Below are 17,001 nucleotides of genomic sequence, written 5' to 3' on the forward strand. Positions count from 1 at the left end.
GAACCGCCCCCGGACGTTCCGGCGGTTCCGCGGTCCCGTCGACTTCGCCAACCGGGATCGATAATCTTCGCAGAGGCCAGACGAGTCGGCGGGGGCAATGGAGCGAGAAGAACGTAAGCACCTTCGTCGTGTGGCGGAGGAAGTCAGCGGGTGGCGCAGGCTCGCGGTGGGGATCACCGAAGAGCGTGAGCGCGTCGAAGCGGCGGCGGAAGATGCCACCAGGCAGCTTCTCGACCGTGTGACGCCTCTCAACGCCCCGGCCACCACCGCGTGGCGCGCCCTGCAGGTCTCGCCGTCCGATGTCGATCTGGTGACCTCCATGGTCCGGCGTCGTGCTCTTCCGACGCTCACGGCCAACGCCCAGCAGGGCATCGCGCAATTGACCCAAGAGGTCGACGAGGCGCTGACTGCCGTCCGCGCACTCTTCGGTGCCCGCCGGATATGGTCGGGCAGGAGCCGCAAAGACGACGCAGCACAAGCCGCAACGTACCTGACCTTCCTTCACGGGTGGGCCGCGAGTGCCCAACTCGTCGCGGAATTGGAAAGCCTGACAGCGTGGGACAAGAAGACTGTCCCCGCACCCGCGATCTCGGCAATCCTCGATGACACTGTCGGCCTCGCCCAACGCCTCGGCGGGCGGGCGGAACTCCTCCAACGGCATGAACTTGACGTCGCCAAAACAGCACTCAGTGCGATCGATCAGGCCTTGCAGCGCGAGGACCAATTCCGAACGGCAGTCAATTCCGCGGGCAATGCAGTCCGACAGGACGAGGCGCGCAAATTGGTCGCCAACATGCCCGTTGAGCGACTCAAAGAGGCAACGAGCGGCCAACTGCGCATCACAGCATTGACCGATGCCGGAATCAGCAACGTGCAGCAAGTCCTCGACCAGAAATCACGGATTCGATCTCTCCCTGGAGTCGGCGAGACGACGGGCAACCGGATGGTCGGCGCCGCGAGGACCATCTGGCAGACCACGCTGGACGAAATGCCGGTCCGGATCGACATCAAGAATCGATCCCACACCACCACGAAACTCCTCACAGCGATGCGTGCTTGGGACGCAGCGCGCTCGATCCGCAGCGCGACAGCCGATCTCGCCGCGGCCGACATGGTTCGACCGCTCCTCCAGGGCCTCGGTTCCAGGACATCCCATGTGGTCCTCATCCCTCGACAGCGCTCCGTTGCCGAGTTGCGCACCGCACTGGCGGCCGTCGCCCGTCGCGGATCGATGCTCAACGGCGGGAACGACGCGGCGGGCGGTGACCCATGGGAGGATTTCATCGCCCGCCCTGCCGACTACTACGCGATGCTCGCGGAGCTCGGATTCCTGGCCGACGACGCCGAGAAGAGTCACGGCGACCTGCCGGCCGAAATCGTCGAGGCGGTCAGAGGACTCACACTCGACACCAGCCATCTGAAGGCCTCACTGCGCGGGTACCAGTCATTCGGTGCCCGATTCGCGATCGTGCAACGGAAGGTCATCATCGGCGACGAGATGGGACTGGGGAAGACGGTCGAATCGCTCGCCGTACTCGCCCACTTGCGAGCCAAGGGATCTTCTCATTTCCTCGTTGTGTGCCCCGCCGCAGTCGTGACCAACTGGGTGCGTGAAGTCCAAGCCAAGTCCGGTCTCCATGCGTACCGCATGCACGGGCCGGCTCGCGAGGACGCTCTGAAATCCTGGATCCGCAACGGTGGAGTCGCGGTCACCACCTACGACATCCTCGGTTGGCTGGAAGGCAGGATCCCCCACCGCGCCGAGCCTGCGTGCCTGGTGTTCGATGAGGCGCACTACATCAAGAACCCGGAGGCCCAGCGAACTCGGCGCTCAACGGCCTTGATCAACCGTTCTGAGCGAACGATCCTTTTGACCGGAACCCCACTGGAAAACCGAATCGAGGAATTCCGAAATCTCGTCGGTTACCTACGCCCGGACTTGACGATCAGTGCTTCGGAGCTCGCTCCTCGTCAGTTTCGAAAGCAGGTGGCACCCGCTTACTTGCGGCGCAACCAGGAAGACGTCCTCACCGAACTTCCGGAGCGCTTCGAGGTCGACGAGTGGATGCCGATGTCCAACGCCGACAAACAGCTGTACAGAGCGGCTGTCATCGAAGGAAATTTCATGGCCATGCGCCAGGCCGCACTACGCGCAGGAGCCAAGTCCGAGAAGATGCAGCGCCTCATCGACATAGTTCAGGAGGCCGAGGACAACGAGCGCAAGGTGCTGGTCTTCTCATACTTCCGTGACGTCCTCGATGAAGTGGCGTCGGTGCTTCCGGGAAAGGTATTCGGGCCCCTCACCGGCTCTGTGCCCGCCGCGAAGCGACAAGCCATGGTTGACGAGTTCTCCCAAGCCCACCATGGCGCTGTCTTGGTCGCGCAGATCGTGGCAGGCGGCGTCGGCCTGAACATCCAGTCGGCATCGGTCGTAGTGATCTGCGAGCCGCAGCTCAAACCGACGACCGAATGGCAAGCCATCGGTCGTTCCCACAGGATGGGGCAGTTGGAGACAGTACAGGTACATCGTCTGCTGTCCGAAGACAGTGTCGACCAGCGCATCATTGAGATGCTGGCACGTAAGAACCAACTCTTCGCGGATTTTGCCCGCGTCTCCGAAACCGCCGACAGCGCACCGGAAGCGTTCGACATCACGGACGCCGAACTGGCACGGGAAATCGTGGCGGCCGAGCGTGAGCGCCTGCTCACGGACGGCTGAACGGCACGTCCGCTGAGCCGACGACAGAAAACGCCTGGAGCACGTCGTTCAGCCCAGGAAGCTCAACCGTACCTGGCGGTAGGGGTTGTCCTTGTTCGTGTCGACCAGCACCACGGACTGCCAGGTGCCGAGTTCCAGCGAGCCGCCGACCACCGGGAGCGTCGCGTGCGGCGGGACCAGGGCGGGCAGCACATGGTCGCGGCCGTGGCCGGGGCTGCCGTGGCGGTGCCGCCAGCGGTCGTCGGCCGGCAGGAGGTCGTGGAGCACGGCGAGCAGGTCGTCGTCGCTGCCGGAACCGGTCTCGATGACGGCGACACCGGCGGTGGCGTGCGGGACGAAGACGTTGAGCAGGCCGTCCCGGCCGCGCGCCACCTCGCGCAGGAAGTGGGCGCAGGCGGCGGTCAGATCGTGGACGGTCTCGGTGCCGCCGGTGGTCACATCGACGAGACGGGTGGTGAAAGCGTCGGCCATGCGTCCATGGTGGCGCAGGCGGCCCGGACACGCGTTCCGGGGGCCGGGCGCACCGGGGCCGTCCCGTCCCGGGGCGTTCACGGCAAGGGGTATTCCGGCCTGAACTCGCCGCGCACGGGGCGCTGGTGGAGCCGCACGCGAGGGTGGCCCGGTACGGCTCCCCGCCAGGCGGTCGTAACCTATTGGTCTGGACCACTTCCCCGAACCGGGATAGTGTCCCGTTGCCCGTCCGCGCGCCGAAGGGGAAACCACGTGTACGCATCGCGCCGCGTCGCCGCCCTCGTCGACGCCTGCCTGCTGCCCGTCCCGCGCACCCGGCGGCCACCGGAGTGGCTCCGCCGCGGACTCGAGCTCGCGGGCGCCGTCACCATCGCCGTCCCCGCGGCGCTCAGCGGCGGACCCGTCGTGACGGAACTCCTCCGGGACGAGACCGGGCAGGGCGCCGTCGTGATCAGCGAGCCGCTGGACACCGCCGAGGTCGTCGAGGGCTGGGGCGTGCCGGGCGCCGCCGTACTGGCCTGGCTCTCCGGAGTGGACCTGCTCCAGCTCGGCCCCGGCTGCGACGCGGGCGTCCAGGAGGCCATCCGCACCGCCGCGGCACGCGCCGTGGCCGACGGCGACCTGCCCCTGTCCCGGCTGGAGGAGGCGGCGGCACGGGTCGCGCGGCTGCGGCGCGAGGCGGCGCCGGAGGCACCGGGAAGCTTCCCGGCATCGCCGTAGTTGGTGGAAACGTGAACCACACGGACGCCACGGGCGTCAGGCACGTCGAAGCAGCCGTCATCGGAGCCGGTCAGGCCGGACTGTCGGGGGCGTACTTCCTGCGCCGCTCCGGCATGCTCCCGGACGAGGACTTCGTCGTCCTGGACCACTCCCCCGGGCCCGGCGGCGCCTGGCAGTTCCGCTGGCCCACCCTCACCTACGGCAGGGCGCACGGCGTGCACTCCCTGCCCGGGATGGAGCTCGAGGGCGCCGATCCCGCGCGGCCCTCCTCCGAGGTCGTCGCGGAGTACTTCGACCGCTACGAGCGCACCTTCGACCTCCGCGTTCACCGCCCGGTCGACGTCTCGACGGTGCGGGACGCGGGCGACGGCCGGCTCCTGGTCGAGACCGACGCGGGCACCTGGTCCACCCGCGCCCTGATCAACGCCACCGGCACCTGGGACCGGCCCTTCGTCCCCCGCTACCCGGGCCAGGAGACCTTCCGCGGGCGCCAGCTGCACACCGCGAACTACCGCGGCCGCGAGGAGTTCGCCGGCCGGCATGTGATCGTGGTCGGCGGCGGGACCTCCGCGGTGCAGCTGCTGATGGAACTGCGCGAGCCGGGCGGCGCGGCCGGCACGACCTGGGTGACCCGACGACCGCCGGTCTTCCGCTCGGGTCCCTTCGGCGAGGACCAGGGCCGGGAGGCCGTCGCGCTCGTCGAGGAGCGCGTCAAGCAGGGCCTGCCGCCGCAGAGCGTCGTCAGCGTGACCGGGCTGCCCATGACGGAGGCGATGCAACGCGCCCAGGAGCGCGGCATCCTCGTCCGGCAGCCCATGTTCGACCGCGTCACCCCGGACGGCGTCACCTGGGCCGACGGACACCATGTGCGGGCGGACGCAATCCTGTGGGCCACCGGCTTCCGGGCGGCGCTGGACCACCTCGCCCCGCTGCACCTGCGAGAGCCGGGCGGCGGCATCCGCCTCCAGGGGCTCACCCAGGCGGCCCTCGACCCGCGGGTGCACCTCATCGGCTACGGCCCCTCCGCGAGCACCATCGGCGCCAACCGTGCGGGCCGCAGCGCCGTCCGCGAGATCCGGGCCTATCTGCGCGCCGGCGCCGCCGAGGCGGCCGAAACGACTGAGGTGGCTGTCGCGGGCTGACCCCTCCCGGGTCAGCGCCCCGCGCGCCCCTTGCCCAGCGTGGAGCCACGCACGACCAGCTCCGGCTGGAAGACGATGCGCCGGTGCTCGTGCTCCTCCGCGAGGTCGCCGGTCTCCTCTATCAGCAGGTCGGCGGCCGCCCGGCCCATCCGGTACGCGGGCTGCCGCACGGAGGTCAGCGGCACCGCGGCCGCGGCGGCGAACTCGATGTCGTCGTACCCGACGAGCGCGATCTCCTCGGGCACCGCGATCCCCGCCGCGTACAGCGACTGGAGGACCCCGAGCGCCAGCAGGTCGTTCGCGCAGAAGACCGCCGTGGGCCGCTTGGCCATGCCCAGCAGCCGCGCGCCCGCGTCCCGCCCCGAGGCGACGTCGAGCCGGTCGGCCTCGATGTGGGCGAGCGCGTCCGCCGGCAGCCCCGCCGCGCCGAGCGCCGCCAGCGCGCCCGTGCGCCGGTCCTGGCACTGGGCCAGGTGCATCGGGCCGCTCACGTAGACGATGCGCTCGTGGCCGCGCTCGATGAGGTGGTCGACGGCCAGCCGGCCGCCCTCGATGTCGTCGACGGACACCGAGCACGCCTCCGCGCTCGGCACGACGCGGTCCACGAACACGAAGGGGATGCCGTGCCGCCGGAACGACTCGATGTTCCGGCCGCTGGTGTCCGCGGGCGTCACGAGCACCCCGCGGACCCGCTGCTCCGCGAACAGCCCCAGGTACTCGGACTCCTCCGCCGGGCTCTCCGCGCTGTTGCAGAGCATCACCCCGAGCCCGGTCTCGCGCGCGGCGCGCTCCGCGCCGGAGGCGACGTCCACGAAGAAGGGGTTGGCCATGTCCAGGACGAGCAGGGCGATGATGCGGCTGTGCCCGGCGCGCAGCTGACGGGCGGACTCACTGCGGACGTAGCCGAGTTGCTCGATGACCGACAGCACCCGCGCGCGCGTGTCCTCGGAGACCATGCCGGGCCGGTTGATGACGTTCGACACCGTGCCGACCGAGACGCCCGCCTGCCGGGCGACATCCTTGATCCCCACCATGCGTGTCACGGGTTCCGCCCCACCGCCTTCCGCGACCCGCCGCAGGCCGCGGGTTCATGCTACGCACTGGTGACGACATCGGCGCCCGCCGTCGTCATACACCTGTCGTCCGGGTTACGCGCCGTCTTCTCCTCCGTGTCCAGAAGCCGCCCCAAGGTGGCGGCGGCGCACCGTGCCGGAGCGCACCCCTGCGCCCTGTCACGCCAGGTGGAAGACCTCCGTCAGGGGGCGCATCGCCTCGTCGGGCCGGGCACCGTCCAGCGCCTCGAAGAACTCCCCCATCTCCGCCTGCCAGCGCGCGTTGACGTCGGTCTCCGCCATGGCCGCCTGCGCGGCCCCGAAGTCCTCCGTCTCGAGGTAGCCCACGAGCAGCCCGTCCTCCCGGAGGAAAAGGGAGTAGTTGTGCCAACCGGTGGCGGACAACGCCTCGAGCATCTCGGGCCAGACGGAGGCGTGCCGCTCCTTGTACTCGTCCAGCCGGTCCGCGCGGACCTTCAAGAGAAAACAGACGCGCTCCATGCTCGGTCCCGGCCTTCCCGAATCTGATATGAAAGGTTTCAATGAGATGCCGGGGACGTTAGGACACTCCGGCATGGCACGTCAATGCGCTGCGCCGGCATGCGCAGACATCCGATCTCTGCTTCACAGCGATCGACAGCTGCGGCAGTATGAGGGGCCTGCGGGCGGCCGCATGCACCGGGAGGAGGCCAGATGCGCGTAGCGCTCTTCGTGACCTGTGTGAACGACACGCTGTACCCGGAGACGGGCAAGGCGGTCGTCACACTGCTGGAGCGGCTGGGGGTGACCGTGGACTTCCCCGCCGCACAGACCTGCTGCGGCCAGCCGCAGTTCAACACCGGCTACCGGCACGAGACGGAACCGCTGATGAGGCGCTACGCGAGCGCCTTCGAGGGGTACGACCACATCGTCACCCCCTCAGGTTCCTGCGCCGCCATGGTGCGGGACAACTACCCGCGCATGGGCGACCGGGCGCGCGCCGAGGGACGCGGCGGCGAACTCGCCGCGCTGGCCGAGTCGGTCGTGCCGCGCACGTACGAACTGACCGAATTCCTCACCGACGTTCTCAAGGTGACCGATGTGGGGGCATACTTCCCGCACAAGGTCACCTATCATCCGACCTGTCACGGCCTGCGCATGCTCGGCCTGGGCCGCCGCCCCCTGGAGCTGCTGAGCCACGTGAAGGGCCTGGAGCTGGCAGAGCTGCCGGGCGCCGAGGAGTGCTGCGGCTTCGGCGGCACCTTCGCGGTGAAGAACGCCGCCGTCTCCTCCGCCATGGGCGCCGACAAGGCCCGCCACATCACCGGCACCGGCGCGTCGGCCGTGTGCACGGTCGACAACTCGTGCCTGATGCACATAGGCGGCACACTGGCGCGGCTCGGCTCCACAGTGCGTCCGGTCCACCTCGCCGAGATCCTGGCCTCCACCGAGGACCGTCCCTACGGAGGCATCCGATGAGCGGCACCTATCTGGGCATGCCCGCCTTCCCGGTGGCCGCCGGGGAGGCCGTGCAGAACGAGACCCTGCGCGGCAATCTGCGGCACGCCACGCACACGATCCGCGACAAGCGCGCCAAGGCGGTGGCCGAACTCTCCGACTGGCAGCAGCTGCGCACGGCGGGCAAGCGCATCAAGGACGACGTCCTGCGCCACCTCGACCACTACCTGGAGCGCCTGGAGCAGGCGGTCACCGCCGCCGGGGGCATCGTGCACTGGGCCGCCGACGCAGACGAGGCCAACCGGATCGTGACGGAACTGGTCAAGGCGACCGGCGAGACCGAGGTCGTCAAGGTCAAGTCCATGGCCACGCAGGAGATCGGGCTCAACGAGGCCCTCGCCGAAGCGGGGATCGCCGCCTACGAGACGGACCTGGCCGAACTCATCGTGCAGCTCGGCGACGACCGGCCCAGCCACATCCTGGTGCCGGCCATCCACCGCAACCGCAGCGAGATCCGCGACATCTTCAACGACGCGATGGCGCGCTGGGGCCGCCCGGCGCCCGAGGACCTGACCGACACCCCGGCCGAACTTGCCGAAGCGGCGCGACTGCACCTCAGGGAGAAGTTCCTGCGCGCCAAGGTGGGCATCTCGGGTGCCAACTTCATGATCGCCGAGACCGGGACGCTGGTCGTGGTGGAGTCCGAGGGCAACGGCCGGATGTGCCTGACGCTGCCCGAGACGCTGATCTCGGTGGTCGGCATCGAGAAGGTGCTGCCGGCCTGGCAGGACCTCGAAGTCTTCCTCCAGTTGCTGCCGCGGTCCTCGACGGCCGAGCGCATGAACCCGTACACCAGCACCTGGACGGGCACGACCGACGAGGACGGGCCCCGCGTCTTCCACCTGGTGCTGGTCGACAACGGCCGCAGCGACACCCTGGCCGACGAGGTCGGCCGCCAGGCGCTGCGCTGCATCCGCTGCTCGGCCTGCCTCAACGCCTGCCCGGTGTACGAACGGGCCGGCGGCCATGCCTACGGTTCGGCCTATCCCGGCCCGATCGGGGCCATCCTCACCCCGCAACTGCGCGGCACGGACACCGCGCTGGACGCCTCCCTCCCGTACGCCTCGTCCCTGTGCGGGGCCTGCTACGAGGTCTGCCCGGTCGCGATCGACATCCCGGAGGTGCTGGTCCATCTGCGCGAGCGGGTCGTCCAGGGCGGCGAGGTGACGCGCGGCGGCAACAAGGTCGTCCTGAAGCCCGCCAAGGGGCACGCCGCCGAGCGCGCCGCCATGCGCGCCGCGCGCTGGGCGCTGGACCATCCCGCGGCGCTCCGCGCCGGGCAGCGACTGGCGTCCCGCACACGGAGCCTGCACCCGCGCAGGCTCCCCGGTGCGGGCCGCGCCTGGACCGACACACGTGACATCCCGGCCGTACCGGCGGAGTCCTTCCGCGACTGGTGGCGGCGCACCCGGGGCACCGAGGGCTCGGAGGACCGCACATGAGCACCCGTGAACAGATCCTGGGCCGCATCCGCCGCGCCCTGGCCGACGTCCCGCGCGACGAGGCACCGGGCGGGGGGCCGGGCGGGCCCGGCTATCTGCGCGTGCACGGTGAGCGGGATCCCGGTCAGAGCGCGGATCTGCTCGCCGAGAACCTCGCCGACTACCGCGCCATTGTGCACCGTACGACCGCGGCCGAGTTGCCCCTGCGGCTCGCGGCCCTGCTGGCCGCCCGCGGGGCACGCAGCGTGGTGGCGCCCGCGGGGCTGCCCGGCGGCTGGCTCGCCGAGGCGAAGGACGTCGAACAGGTCACGGACACGGCGGAGTTGACCGCCTATGCGCTCGATGCCGTGGACAGTGTCGTCACGGGCTGCGCCGTGGCGATCGCCGAGACGGGCACCATCGTGCTGGACGCCGGGCCGGACCAGGGGCGGCGCAGGATCACGCTGGTGCCGGACCACCATGTGGTGGTGGTACGGGCGCCGGAGCAGGTCGTCGACTCGGTGCCGCAGGCGCTGGAGCGGCTGGACCCGGCGCGTCCGCTGACGTGGATATCCGGGCCCTCGGCGACGAGCGACATCGAGCTGGACCGGGTGGAGGGCGTGCACGGCCCCCGCACCCTGGAGGTCGTGCTCGTCACGCAGTAACCGTCCCGCGGTCCTGCGCGGGGGCTCACTTCGCCTCCGCGTAGGACCGCACCACGTGCGTCTCCAGCGGGAAGGACACCGGCGTCGGCCCGAACAGCAGGCGGCGGGCCTCGTCCGCGGCCTCCGCGACGGCGTTCCCCGCTGCGGGGGCGAGCTCCTCGGGGGTGTGCACGATGACCTCGTCGTGAAGGAAGAACACCAGCCGGGGGCCGTCGAGCGCGGCCAGGCGCCGGCGCAGCGAGGCCAGCACCGCGAGCGCCCACTCCGCCGCGGTGGCCTGGATGACGAAGTTGCGCGTGAAGCGGCCCCAGGCCCGTGCCTGCGCGTCGCTGAGGTCCTGGCGGTCGGCCGCGGGCGGCGGCGACGTACGGCCTAGGTGGGAGCGGACCACGCCACCGCCCTCGCCGGTTCGCGCGGCGGACTCCACCAGCCCCATGGCGTCGGGGAAGCGGCGCCGCAGCACCTCCAGCAGGGGTCCCACCTCGCCAGTGGTCTGCCCGTACATGGCGCCCAGCAGGCCGAGTTTGGCCCGGGCGCGGTCGCCGCCGAAGGCCGTACGGGCCAGGGCCGCGTAGAGGTCGCCCTCGGCCGCGGCGGCCGCAAGCCCGGGATCACCGGAGAGGGCGGCGAGCACCCGCGGCTCCAGTTGCCCCGCGTCGGCCACGACCAGGCGGTGCCCGGGGTCGGCGACCACGGCCGCCCGCAGCTGCCGCGGGATCTGCAGCGCACCGCCCCCGCGGGTGGCCCAGCGGCCGGAGACGACACCGCCGACGACGTACTCGGGGCGGAACCGCCCGGCGGGCGCCCAGTGTTCACGCCACGCCCAGCCGTGGGCGCTGTGGATGCGGGAGAGCTCCTTGTAGCGCAGCAGAAGGCCGGCAGCGGGGTGCTCCACCTTCCGCAGGACATGGGAGCGGGTCGAGGTGATGTGCACGCCCACCCGTTCGAAGGCGGGCAGCAGCTGGGCGGGAGAGTCAGGGTTGACCGGGCGGCCCAGCGCCTCCTGGATGGCGGTGGACAGTTCGCTGAGCACCTTGGGCCGGGTGCCCCCCGGCGGGCGCGGGCCGAGCAGCCCGATCAGCACCTCGTCGTGGGCGGCGGCACTCCAGGGCAGGCCGTCATGGGACATCTCCGCCGCGGCGAGTGCGCCGGCGGACTCGGCGGCGCACAGCAGGCGCATCCGGTCGGGGTGTTCCGACAGGGCGATACGGCGCTGCTGTTCGGCGTGGACGGCGATCACGGCGTCCAGGGGATCGGTGCCGGGCGGCAGGTGATGGCGGTCGGCGGCGAAGAGCACCGGCTGGTCGTCGGCCCCGCCCTCGGGCGCGTCCGCGGGCACCGGCAGCCCGTGCAGGCGTGCCCAGGCGGCGCCCAGGGAGCGGGGCAGGCCGAAGCGCTCCTCCGACCCGAGCAGCAGGGCCTCGACGAGCTTGAGGTCGTGGCACCTCGCGGGGCGGACCGGCAGCCGTTCCAGCAGAGGCGGGTAGACCTCGTCCGTGGCGGCCCAGACCCAGCGGGGCGCCTGGTGCCTCTCGCGGTCGGCGACGGCCGCGGCGAGATCGGGGACGCTCTCCGGCGGGCCTGCCGGGGTGCCGTCCTCGCGCAGCGCCCGAAGCCGCCCGCCGGCCCCCAGGGGATCGGCGACGACGGCGACGGACAGGCTCCTCGGCGAGGTCACACACCGAGCGTAGGACGGGGCACCGACAACGCCCCGGGACGGCCGTCAGCCGTCGGCGTCGCGGCTCACCTTCAGCGCCCACAGCACGAGCGGCAGCTGAAGCGGCAACCGCGCGTAGGCGGCCTTGCGCAGCGGCGCGGGGCGGTCGCGCCAGTCGCGGGCCATCTTCACGTTCGCCGGGAACACCCCGGCGAAGAAGGCGGCCGCCAGCAGCGCCCCGGCACGGCGGGTGCGCGGCAGCGCGATACCGGCGGCGAGGACGAGTTCCACCGCACCGCTGGCATAGGTCCAGGTGCGGGCGTCGCCGGGCAGGACCTTCGGGACGATCGCGTCGAAGGGCCCGGGCACCACGAAGTGCGCGGTGCCCGAGGTGGCGAGCAGCCGGGCCAGCAGCGTGGCGGAAAGGTCGGATCGGCCGGAGCGAACGGAGCGGCCTGGCTCTGCCATCGGGGACCTCCTGCGGATGTCGGCGCCGCGGCTCACGTTAGCGGCGGCCCCCGGCACCGCGCGGCGGATCACCGGTCCCGGCGTGTGCGCTTGCTCACCCGTCCCAGGAGGCCGCGGCGCACGGGCCCGGTGAACGGCGGGAGCTCCGCGAAGCCGGGTTCGGCGCCCAGGGTCCCGGCGAGCCGCGCGAGCGCCGTCCGCACCCGGGTGAGCGGGTGGCCGGGGAAGCGCGCGTCGTACTCCTCGGCGTCGGCACGGTGGAAGGGCAGCCCGCCGCGCAGCCCGGGGGCGTAGGGATGATCCAGGAAGTACTGTTCGGGCCCGAGTTCGTCGAGCACCATGGCCTCGCGCATCCCTGTGACGCCGTCTTCAAAGGCCTGCACCTTGGCCACGGCGCTGCAGGCTGCCCGCGGCAGGGTGTACGTGCCCAGGAACGCCTGGCCTCTCGGCCGGTCCGGCAGCGGCACTTTGAGCACCTGGCGCAGCGCCGGCAGCCCGGCGACCCGTACGACGTCTGCCTCGATGAGGCCGCCGCCCGCGTCGGTCGTGACGCGGGCGAGTGCCTGCCGCAGCCGGTCCGGCTCCTCCAGGGGCGCCGGTATGTCCGGCGGCAGATCGAAGAAGTGCAGGCTGATCACATCGCCGTGGTCATCGGCCCAGGCGTGCTCGGCGACCTGCCGGTAGCCCGGCAGGTCCGCACCGTCGAGTGGTCCCATGCGCAACGATCATGCCGTAGGGGCGAGTTCGGTGTCACGGCGCACCAGGGCCGCGTACCGGCCGTCGAGGGCGAGCAGTTGGTCGTGCGTGCCGCGCTCGGTGATCCGCCCGTGGTCCAGCACGACGATCTGGTCGGCGTCGCGGACCGTGGACAGGCGGTGCGCGATGGTGATGGTGGTCCGGCCCGCCGAGAGGGCGTCGATGGCCTCCTGGACGGCGTGCTCGGTGCGGGTGTCCAGGGCGCTGGTGGCCTCGTCGAGGATGAGGACCGGTGGATCGCGCAGAATGGTGCGGGCTATCGCCAGGCGCTGCTTCTCGCCGCCGGAGAAGCGGTAGCCGCGTTCGCCGACGACGGTGTCGTAGCCGTCGGGCAGGCCGGCGATGTGGTCGTGGATCTGGGCCGCGCGCGCCGCGCCGAAGATCTCCTCGTCGGTGGCGTCCGGCTTGGCGAAGCGCAGGTTCTCCGCGACGGAGGCGTGGAAGAGGTACGTCTCCTGCGAGACGACGCCCACGGACGCGGCGAGGGTGTCGAAGGCGAGATCCCGCACATCGGTGCCGTCGAGCGTGACACGGCCCTCGGTAACGTCGTACAGGCGGGGCACGAGGTAGCTCAGCGTGCTCTTGCCGGAGCCGGTGGCGCCGACGACCGCGAGACTCGTGCCGGCCGGCACCTCCAGGTCGATGCCGTCCAGGGTCCGCTCGGGCGAGGCGGAGTCGTAGGAGAAGCCGACGCCCTCGAAGCGCACGTCGCCGCGGGCGCGTTCGATCCGTACGGGATCGGGCCGCTCGGTGATGTCGACCGGCAGGTCGAGGTATTCGAAGATGCGCTGGAACAGTGCCAGCGAGGTCTGCACCTGCACACCGGTCGCCAGCAGGCTCACCGTGGGCCGGAACAGCCCCTGTTGCAGCGAGACGAAGGCGACCAGGGTGCCGATGGACACCAGGGTGCCCGAGCCCTGGACGACGACACCGGCCGCCCAGTAGATCAGGGCGGGCATGGCGGCCATCACGATGCCGATGGTGGACATCCGCCACCGCCCGGCCATGTTGGAGCGCACCTCGAGGTCGACCAGTCGCTCGGACTCGTCGGCGAAGGAGCGGGTCAGGGACGCGGAGCGCCCCATGGTGCGGCCGAGCAGGATGCCGCTGACCGACAGGGACTCGGTCACGATGGCGGACATCGCGGCCATCTGCCGCTGCCGCTGGGTGGTGATCTTCTTCCGTTCCGTGCCCACCCGGCGGCTGATCCACACGAAGACCGGGAGCAGCACCAGGGAGACGAGCGTGAGGCGCCAGTCCAGGGCGAGCATGGCGACGACGCCGGCGACGACGCTGGTGGCGTTGGAGACCAGCGAGGTCGCGGTGGACGTGACGGTGGCCTGCATGCCGCCGATGTCGTTGGCGATGCGGGACTGCACCTCGCCGGTGCGGGTCCGGGTGAAGAAGGCGAGCGACATGCGCTGCAGCCGCTCGTAGACGGCGGTGCGCAGGTCGTGCATGACGCGCTGGCCGACCGTGGTGGATATGAGCGTCTGGAGGACGCCGAAGACGCTGTTGAGGACGGCGGTGGCGATCATGCCGAGGGCCAGCAGGCTCAGCAGCCCGGTGCGGCCCCGCGGGATCGCGGTGTCGAGGATCGCGCGCAGCAGGAAGGGCGAGGCGACCGAGACGAGGGAGGCGGCGCCGACCAGCAGCCCGACGAGGGCGAGGCGGCCGCGGTAGGGAGTGAACAGGCCCAGGACACGTCGTACGTCGGTGGTCCGGGCGGGGTTCTTGGGCGGTGGGGTCCACTGCGGGGAGTCACCGGGATGCAAAGGGCCTCCGAGGGCGGGGGGATGGAACTGCGGCAGGACACGCACGTTCAGCCGGACAGCGGTACAACAGGACGATGCGAGTGTAGTTCATTGTTACCTATACTCACAATGAACCGCATCCTGATAATCTTGGGCCATGGAATCGCGTATCTCCGCCGCGGACGCCGACGGGTCGAGCAGCCTCGCCGAACAACTGCTGCGGCTGACCCGCCGGCTGCACCGCGTCCAGCGACGTCACCTGGAGCCGCTCGGCATCACGCCGGCCCAGTCGCGCATGCTGCGCAGCGTCGCGCACAGCGAGGAGCCGCCCCGGATGGCCGATCTCGCCCAGCGCCTGGAGGTCGTGCCGCGGGCGGTGACCACGCTCACCGACGCCCTGGAGGAGCGGGGCTTCGTGCGCCGCGTGCCGGACCCGGCCAACCGCCGCGTGGTGCGCATCGAGATGACGGCGGAGGGCGAGGGAGCGCTGCGGCGGCTGCGGCAGGCCCGGCGGGCGGCCGCAGAGGAGATGCTGGCGCCACTGGACGCGGCCCAGCGCGATGCCCTGACGGCGCTGCTCGCCGTCCTGGACACCGCGCCGGGCCACTGCTGAGCCGTCCGGTCCCGCGGGGCCATGTGGCGCCGCGCTCGGCGCGACCCCTGGGACGCGGGGTCAGGCGCGCCAGGTGTCGCCGAGCGTCACCTTGCCACTGGCGGGGACGGTCGCCGTGCGGTTGGCGCCGGACTCCCACGTGACGTTCCCGTTCGCGTCCTTCTTGATGTACTTGTACTCGAAGGACGTGCCCGCGCCCATGGCGACGTCCAGCTTCCACACCGGGTAGGCCGACGAGGACAGCAGCAGCGCCCCTGCGGTGTTCCAATTACCGAGCGCGGCGTTGCCGCCCACCACGTAGACGTTCTGGCCCCACACAGTGGTGGCGTTCACCGAGAAGGACGCGCCGCTCGCCGGGGCCGTGCCACCGCCGCCGCAGGGAGCTCCGGCGTACAGCGCGACCGCGTCGTTGGCGCCGACAGTGGCGGTGAAGGTGCCGTTCGACGCGACGGTGTAGGTGGCGCCGCTGTGCTGGACGTCGCAATAGGTGCCGGCGGGCAGCGAGGTGGTGAAGGTCTGGCTGATCTGGCCGCTCTCGTGGTTGATCGCCACGAAGCCCTTGCTGCCGCGACCGAAGGCGATGGCGTTGTTGCCGTTGGACCACCAGTTGGTCACGGCCGTCCCAGCGACGGCGTTGCGGAAGCCGACCATGCCCGCGATCTGCGGCCAGGCGTGCTGGCACTTCCAGCCGTCGCTGTAGCAGGCGTTGACGGTGCCGCCATTGGGCGGGCCGGAGTCGTTGTCGGAGAACTCGTAGCCCGAGTACACATTGGGCGAGCCGTAGGGCCACGCGAGCATGTAGACGTTGGCCAGCGTGTAGGTCGCCCCGGCCTTGTAGTTGAGGGTCGAGCCGTTGCGCTCGGTGTCCCAGTTGTCCACAAAGGTGCGCGCCTGCCCGCTCGGCAGGTACCCGGCGCCCCAGGAGGCGCCCCAGTTGCTCAGGTAGGACAGTTTCTCGTTGCTGAAGATCCGCTTGAGGTCGTAGGCGCCCTGGAAGGCGTCGACGTCGCCGGTCCCGGTGTACTCACCGGCCTGGACCGCCTCGCCGGAACCGTAGATGACCTCCTGCGCCCAGAAGACGGAGGGCTTGCTGAGCTTCGCTTTGACGGCGGCGAGATCGCCGGAGGCGATGTGCTTGGCCGCGTCGATCCGGAATCCGTCGACGCCGAGGGAGATCAGGTTGTTCAGGTAGGCGGCGATGGTGGAACGGACGTAGTCGCTGCCGGTGTTCAGGTCCGCGAGACCGACGAGTTCGCAGTTCTGGACATTGTCGCGGTTGGTGTAGTCCACGATGCTGGACCGGCAGGAGTGGAAGTCCTGGTCCTGGTAGTAACCGGGGTAGTTGTACTTCGTGTACGACGTCCCGCCGGTGCCCGTTCCCGAACCCGCGCTCATGTGGTTGACGACCGCGTCCGCGATCACCTTGACGCCCGCCGCGTGGCAGGTGTCGACCATGTTCTTGAAGGCCGTGCTGTCCCCGAGCCGGCCGGCGATGCGGTAGCTGACGGGCTGGTACGAGGTCCACCACTGCGAGCCCTGGATGTGCTCCTGGGGCGGCGAGACCTCCACGTAGCCGTAGCCCGCGGGGCCGAGGGTGCTGGTGCACTCCTTGGCGACGGAGGCGAATTTCCATTCGAAGAGCGTCGCGGTGACGTCCTTGTTCCCGGGGGGTGCGGCCTGGGCCGGCTCCTGCGACACGACGGCGAGGCCGGCCGTGGCGAGCAGCGCCGCCAGTCCCGCGCGCACGAAACGCGATCTCATGGTGCGGCTCCTTCGTTTTCGGGCACAAAGGTGCCCCGAAGACAGCCACGCGCCAGGCCATCGAGTGGGGGGCGGAGTTCCCGCCCGTGGGAACTCCGGACAGGAGACTGGCCCCGCGGACGGACACCGTCAATACGTCGCGTGGAAAAACTTTCAACCTCTTGCAGAAACAACCTGCGTGACGGTTCCGGAAGAACAACTCAGAGGGTGTGTGCGCACTCTGAGTTCCCGTCAGTCACCTGTGTCACCCGCCTCTGCCGCGGCCCTCAGTCGTGAGGGATCACGAACAGGGCGCCTTCCCCGGA

At 70.8% G+C, this 17,001-nt stretch carries 15 protein-coding genes; 7 read left to right on the top strand and 8 right to left on the bottom strand.

Translation table 11 applies throughout. From position 1 onward, the window contains the following. Positions 1 to 130: 130 nt before the first annotated feature. Positions 131 to 2,719 (top strand): DEAD/DEAH box helicase, encoded by a 2,589-nt coding sequence (locus tag ACIP64_RS23820; protein ID WP_401590189.1) that lies wholly within the window; start codon positions 131 to 133, stop codon positions 2,717 to 2,719. Positions 2,720 to 2,767: 48 nt separating this feature from the next. On the opposite strand, the gene ACIP64_RS23825 is transcribed toward ACIP64_RS23820, so the two are convergent. Next, positions 2,768 to 3,190: a YjbQ family protein gene (locus ACIP64_RS23825; RefSeq protein WP_401590190.1), complete on the bottom strand. Its 423-nt coding sequence runs from the start codon at positions 3,188 to 3,190 to the stop codon at positions 2,768 to 2,770. A 252-nt stretch (positions 3,191 to 3,442) separates the two neighbouring features. On the opposite strand from ACIP64_RS23825, the gene ACIP64_RS23830 reads away from it, so the two are divergent. After that, a complete protein-coding gene (locus tag ACIP64_RS23830) occupies positions 3,443 to 3,910 on the top strand; it encodes a hypothetical protein (protein WP_401590193.1) in 468 nt (155 codons plus the stop codon). 11 nt (positions 3,911 to 3,921) lie between these two features. After that, on the top strand, positions 3,922 to 5,052 hold the full coding sequence (locus tag ACIP64_RS23835) for an NAD(P)-binding domain-containing protein (protein WP_401590195.1): 1,131 nt from the start codon (positions 3,922 to 3,924) through the stop codon (positions 5,050 to 5,052). Positions 5,053 to 5,063: 11 nt separating this feature from the next. Here the strand turns inward: ACIP64_RS23835 and ACIP64_RS23840 are convergent, their stop codons facing one another. Next, positions 5,064 to 6,086, bottom strand: coding sequence for a LacI family DNA-binding transcriptional regulator (locus tag ACIP64_RS23840; protein ID WP_360900227.1), 1,023 nt, complete (start codon positions 6,084 to 6,086; stop codon positions 5,064 to 5,066). Between the two features lie 198 nt (positions 6,087 to 6,284). Next, on the bottom strand, positions 6,285 to 6,605 hold the full coding sequence (locus tag ACIP64_RS23845; protein WP_401590198.1) for an L-rhamnose mutarotase: 321 nt from the start codon (positions 6,603 to 6,605) through the stop codon (positions 6,285 to 6,287). A gap of 192 nt (positions 6,606 to 6,797) precedes the next feature. Here ACIP64_RS23845 and ACIP64_RS23850 point away from each other — a divergent pair, with 192 nt between their 5' ends. From ACIP64_RS23850 to ACIP64_RS23860, 3 genes are read left to right on the top strand one after another with little or no spacing between them, the layout of a single operon-like run. Next, positions 6,798 to 7,562 (top strand): (Fe-S)-binding protein, encoded by a 765-nt coding sequence (locus ACIP64_RS23850; RefSeq protein ID WP_401590200.1) that lies wholly within the window; start codon positions 6,798 to 6,800, stop codon positions 7,560 to 7,562. Next, complete coding sequence (locus ACIP64_RS23855; RefSeq protein WP_401590202.1) at positions 7,559 to 9,043, top strand: LutB/LldF family L-lactate oxidation iron-sulfur protein; 1,485 nt, start codon at positions 7,559 to 7,561, stop codon at positions 9,041 to 9,043. The genes ACIP64_RS23850 and ACIP64_RS23855 overlap by 4 nt, the downstream gene beginning before the upstream one ends. Next, the gene (locus ACIP64_RS23860) at positions 9,040 to 9,687 is read left to right on the top strand and encodes a lactate utilization protein C (protein ID WP_401590205.1); all 648 of its coding nucleotides are present in this window, start codon (positions 9,040 to 9,042) and stop codon (positions 9,685 to 9,687) included. The genes ACIP64_RS23855 and ACIP64_RS23860 overlap by 4 nt, the downstream gene beginning before the upstream one ends. Before the next feature lie 25 nt (positions 9,688 to 9,712). Here ACIP64_RS23860 and ACIP64_RS23865 read toward each other — a convergent pair whose 3' ends face one another. The 4 genes from ACIP64_RS23865 to ACIP64_RS23880 all read right to left on the bottom strand — a co-directional run bounded on the left by ACIP64_RS23865 (position 9,713) and on the right by ACIP64_RS23880 (position 14,343). Then, complete coding sequence (locus ACIP64_RS23865; RefSeq protein ID WP_401590208.1) at positions 9,713 to 11,365, bottom strand: bifunctional 3'-5' exonuclease/DNA polymerase; 1,653 nt, start codon at positions 11,363 to 11,365, stop codon at positions 9,713 to 9,715. A 45-nt stretch (positions 11,366 to 11,410) separates the two neighbouring features. Next, complete coding sequence (locus ACIP64_RS23870; RefSeq protein WP_401590211.1) at positions 11,411 to 11,812, bottom strand: hypothetical protein; 402 nt, start codon at positions 11,810 to 11,812, stop codon at positions 11,411 to 11,413. 68 nt (positions 11,813 to 11,880) lie between these two features. After that, positions 11,881 to 12,528, bottom strand: coding sequence for a hypothetical protein (locus ACIP64_RS23875; protein ID WP_401590214.1), 648 nt, complete (start codon positions 12,526 to 12,528; stop codon positions 11,881 to 11,883). A 9-nt stretch (positions 12,529 to 12,537) separates the two neighbouring features. Then, complete coding sequence (locus ACIP64_RS23880) at positions 12,538 to 14,343, bottom strand: ABC transporter ATP-binding protein (protein ID WP_401590217.1); 1,806 nt, start codon at positions 14,341 to 14,343, stop codon at positions 12,538 to 12,540. 136 nt (positions 14,344 to 14,479) lie between these two features. Here ACIP64_RS23880 and ACIP64_RS23885 point away from each other — a divergent pair, with 136 nt between their 5' ends. After that, positions 14,480 to 14,935, top strand: coding sequence for a MarR family transcriptional regulator (locus ACIP64_RS23885; protein ID WP_360900101.1), 456 nt, complete (start codon positions 14,480 to 14,482; stop codon positions 14,933 to 14,935). Between the two features lie 60 nt (positions 14,936 to 14,995). Here the strand turns inward: ACIP64_RS23885 and ACIP64_RS23890 are convergent, their stop codons facing one another. Next, positions 14,996 to 16,696, bottom strand: coding sequence for a carbohydrate-binding module family 20 domain-containing protein (locus ACIP64_RS23890; protein ID WP_401590220.1), 1,701 nt, complete (start codon positions 16,694 to 16,696; stop codon positions 14,996 to 14,998). Positions 16,697 to 17,001 lie beyond the last annotated feature (305 nt).

This window comes from Streptomyces sp. NPDC088733 (assembly GCF_044751185.1).
Taxonomy (GTDB): domain Bacteria; phylum Actinomycetota; class Actinomycetes; order Streptomycetales; family Streptomycetaceae; genus Actinacidiphila.

What these genes read in the sequence shown, in the direction of transcription:
- ACIP64_RS23825 (WP_401590190.1), bottom strand. Translation starts at nt 3,190, where the DNA reads ATGGCCGACGCTTTCACCACCCGTCTCGTCGATGTGACCACCGGCGGC.
- ACIP64_RS23840 (WP_360900227.1), bottom strand. Translation starts at nt 6,086, where the DNA reads ATGGTGGGGATCAAGGATGTCGCCCGGCAGGCGGGCGTCTCGGTCGGC.
- ACIP64_RS23845 (WP_401590198.1), bottom strand. Translation starts at nt 6,605, where the DNA reads ATGGAGCGCGTCTGTTTTCTCTTGAAGGTCCGCGCGGACCGGCTGGAC.
- ACIP64_RS23850 (WP_401590200.1), top strand. Translation starts at nt 6,798, where the DNA reads ATGCGCGTAGCGCTCTTCGTGACCTGTGTGAACGACACGCTGTACCCG.
- ACIP64_RS23855 (WP_401590202.1), top strand. Translation starts at nt 7,559, where the DNA reads ATGAGCGGCACCTATCTGGGCATGCCCGCCTTCCCGGTGGCCGCCGGG.
- ACIP64_RS23860 (WP_401590205.1), top strand. Translation starts at nt 9,040, where the DNA reads ATGAGCACCCGTGAACAGATCCTGGGCCGCATCCGCCGCGCCCTGGCC.
- ACIP64_RS23870 (WP_401590211.1), bottom strand. Translation starts at nt 11,812, where the DNA reads ATGGCAGAGCCAGGCCGCTCCGTTCGCTCCGGCCGATCCGACCTTTCC.
- ACIP64_RS23875 (WP_401590214.1), bottom strand. Translation starts at nt 12,528, where the DNA reads ATGGGACCACTCGACGGTGCGGACCTGCCGGGCTACCGGCAGGTCGCC.
- ACIP64_RS23885 (WP_360900101.1), top strand. Translation starts at nt 14,480, where the DNA reads ATGGAATCGCGTATCTCCGCCGCGGACGCCGACGGGTCGAGCAGCCTC.
- ACIP64_RS23890 (WP_401590220.1), bottom strand. Translation starts at nt 16,696, where the DNA reads ATGAGATCGCGTTTCGTGCGCGCGGGACTGGCGGCGCTGCTCGCCACG.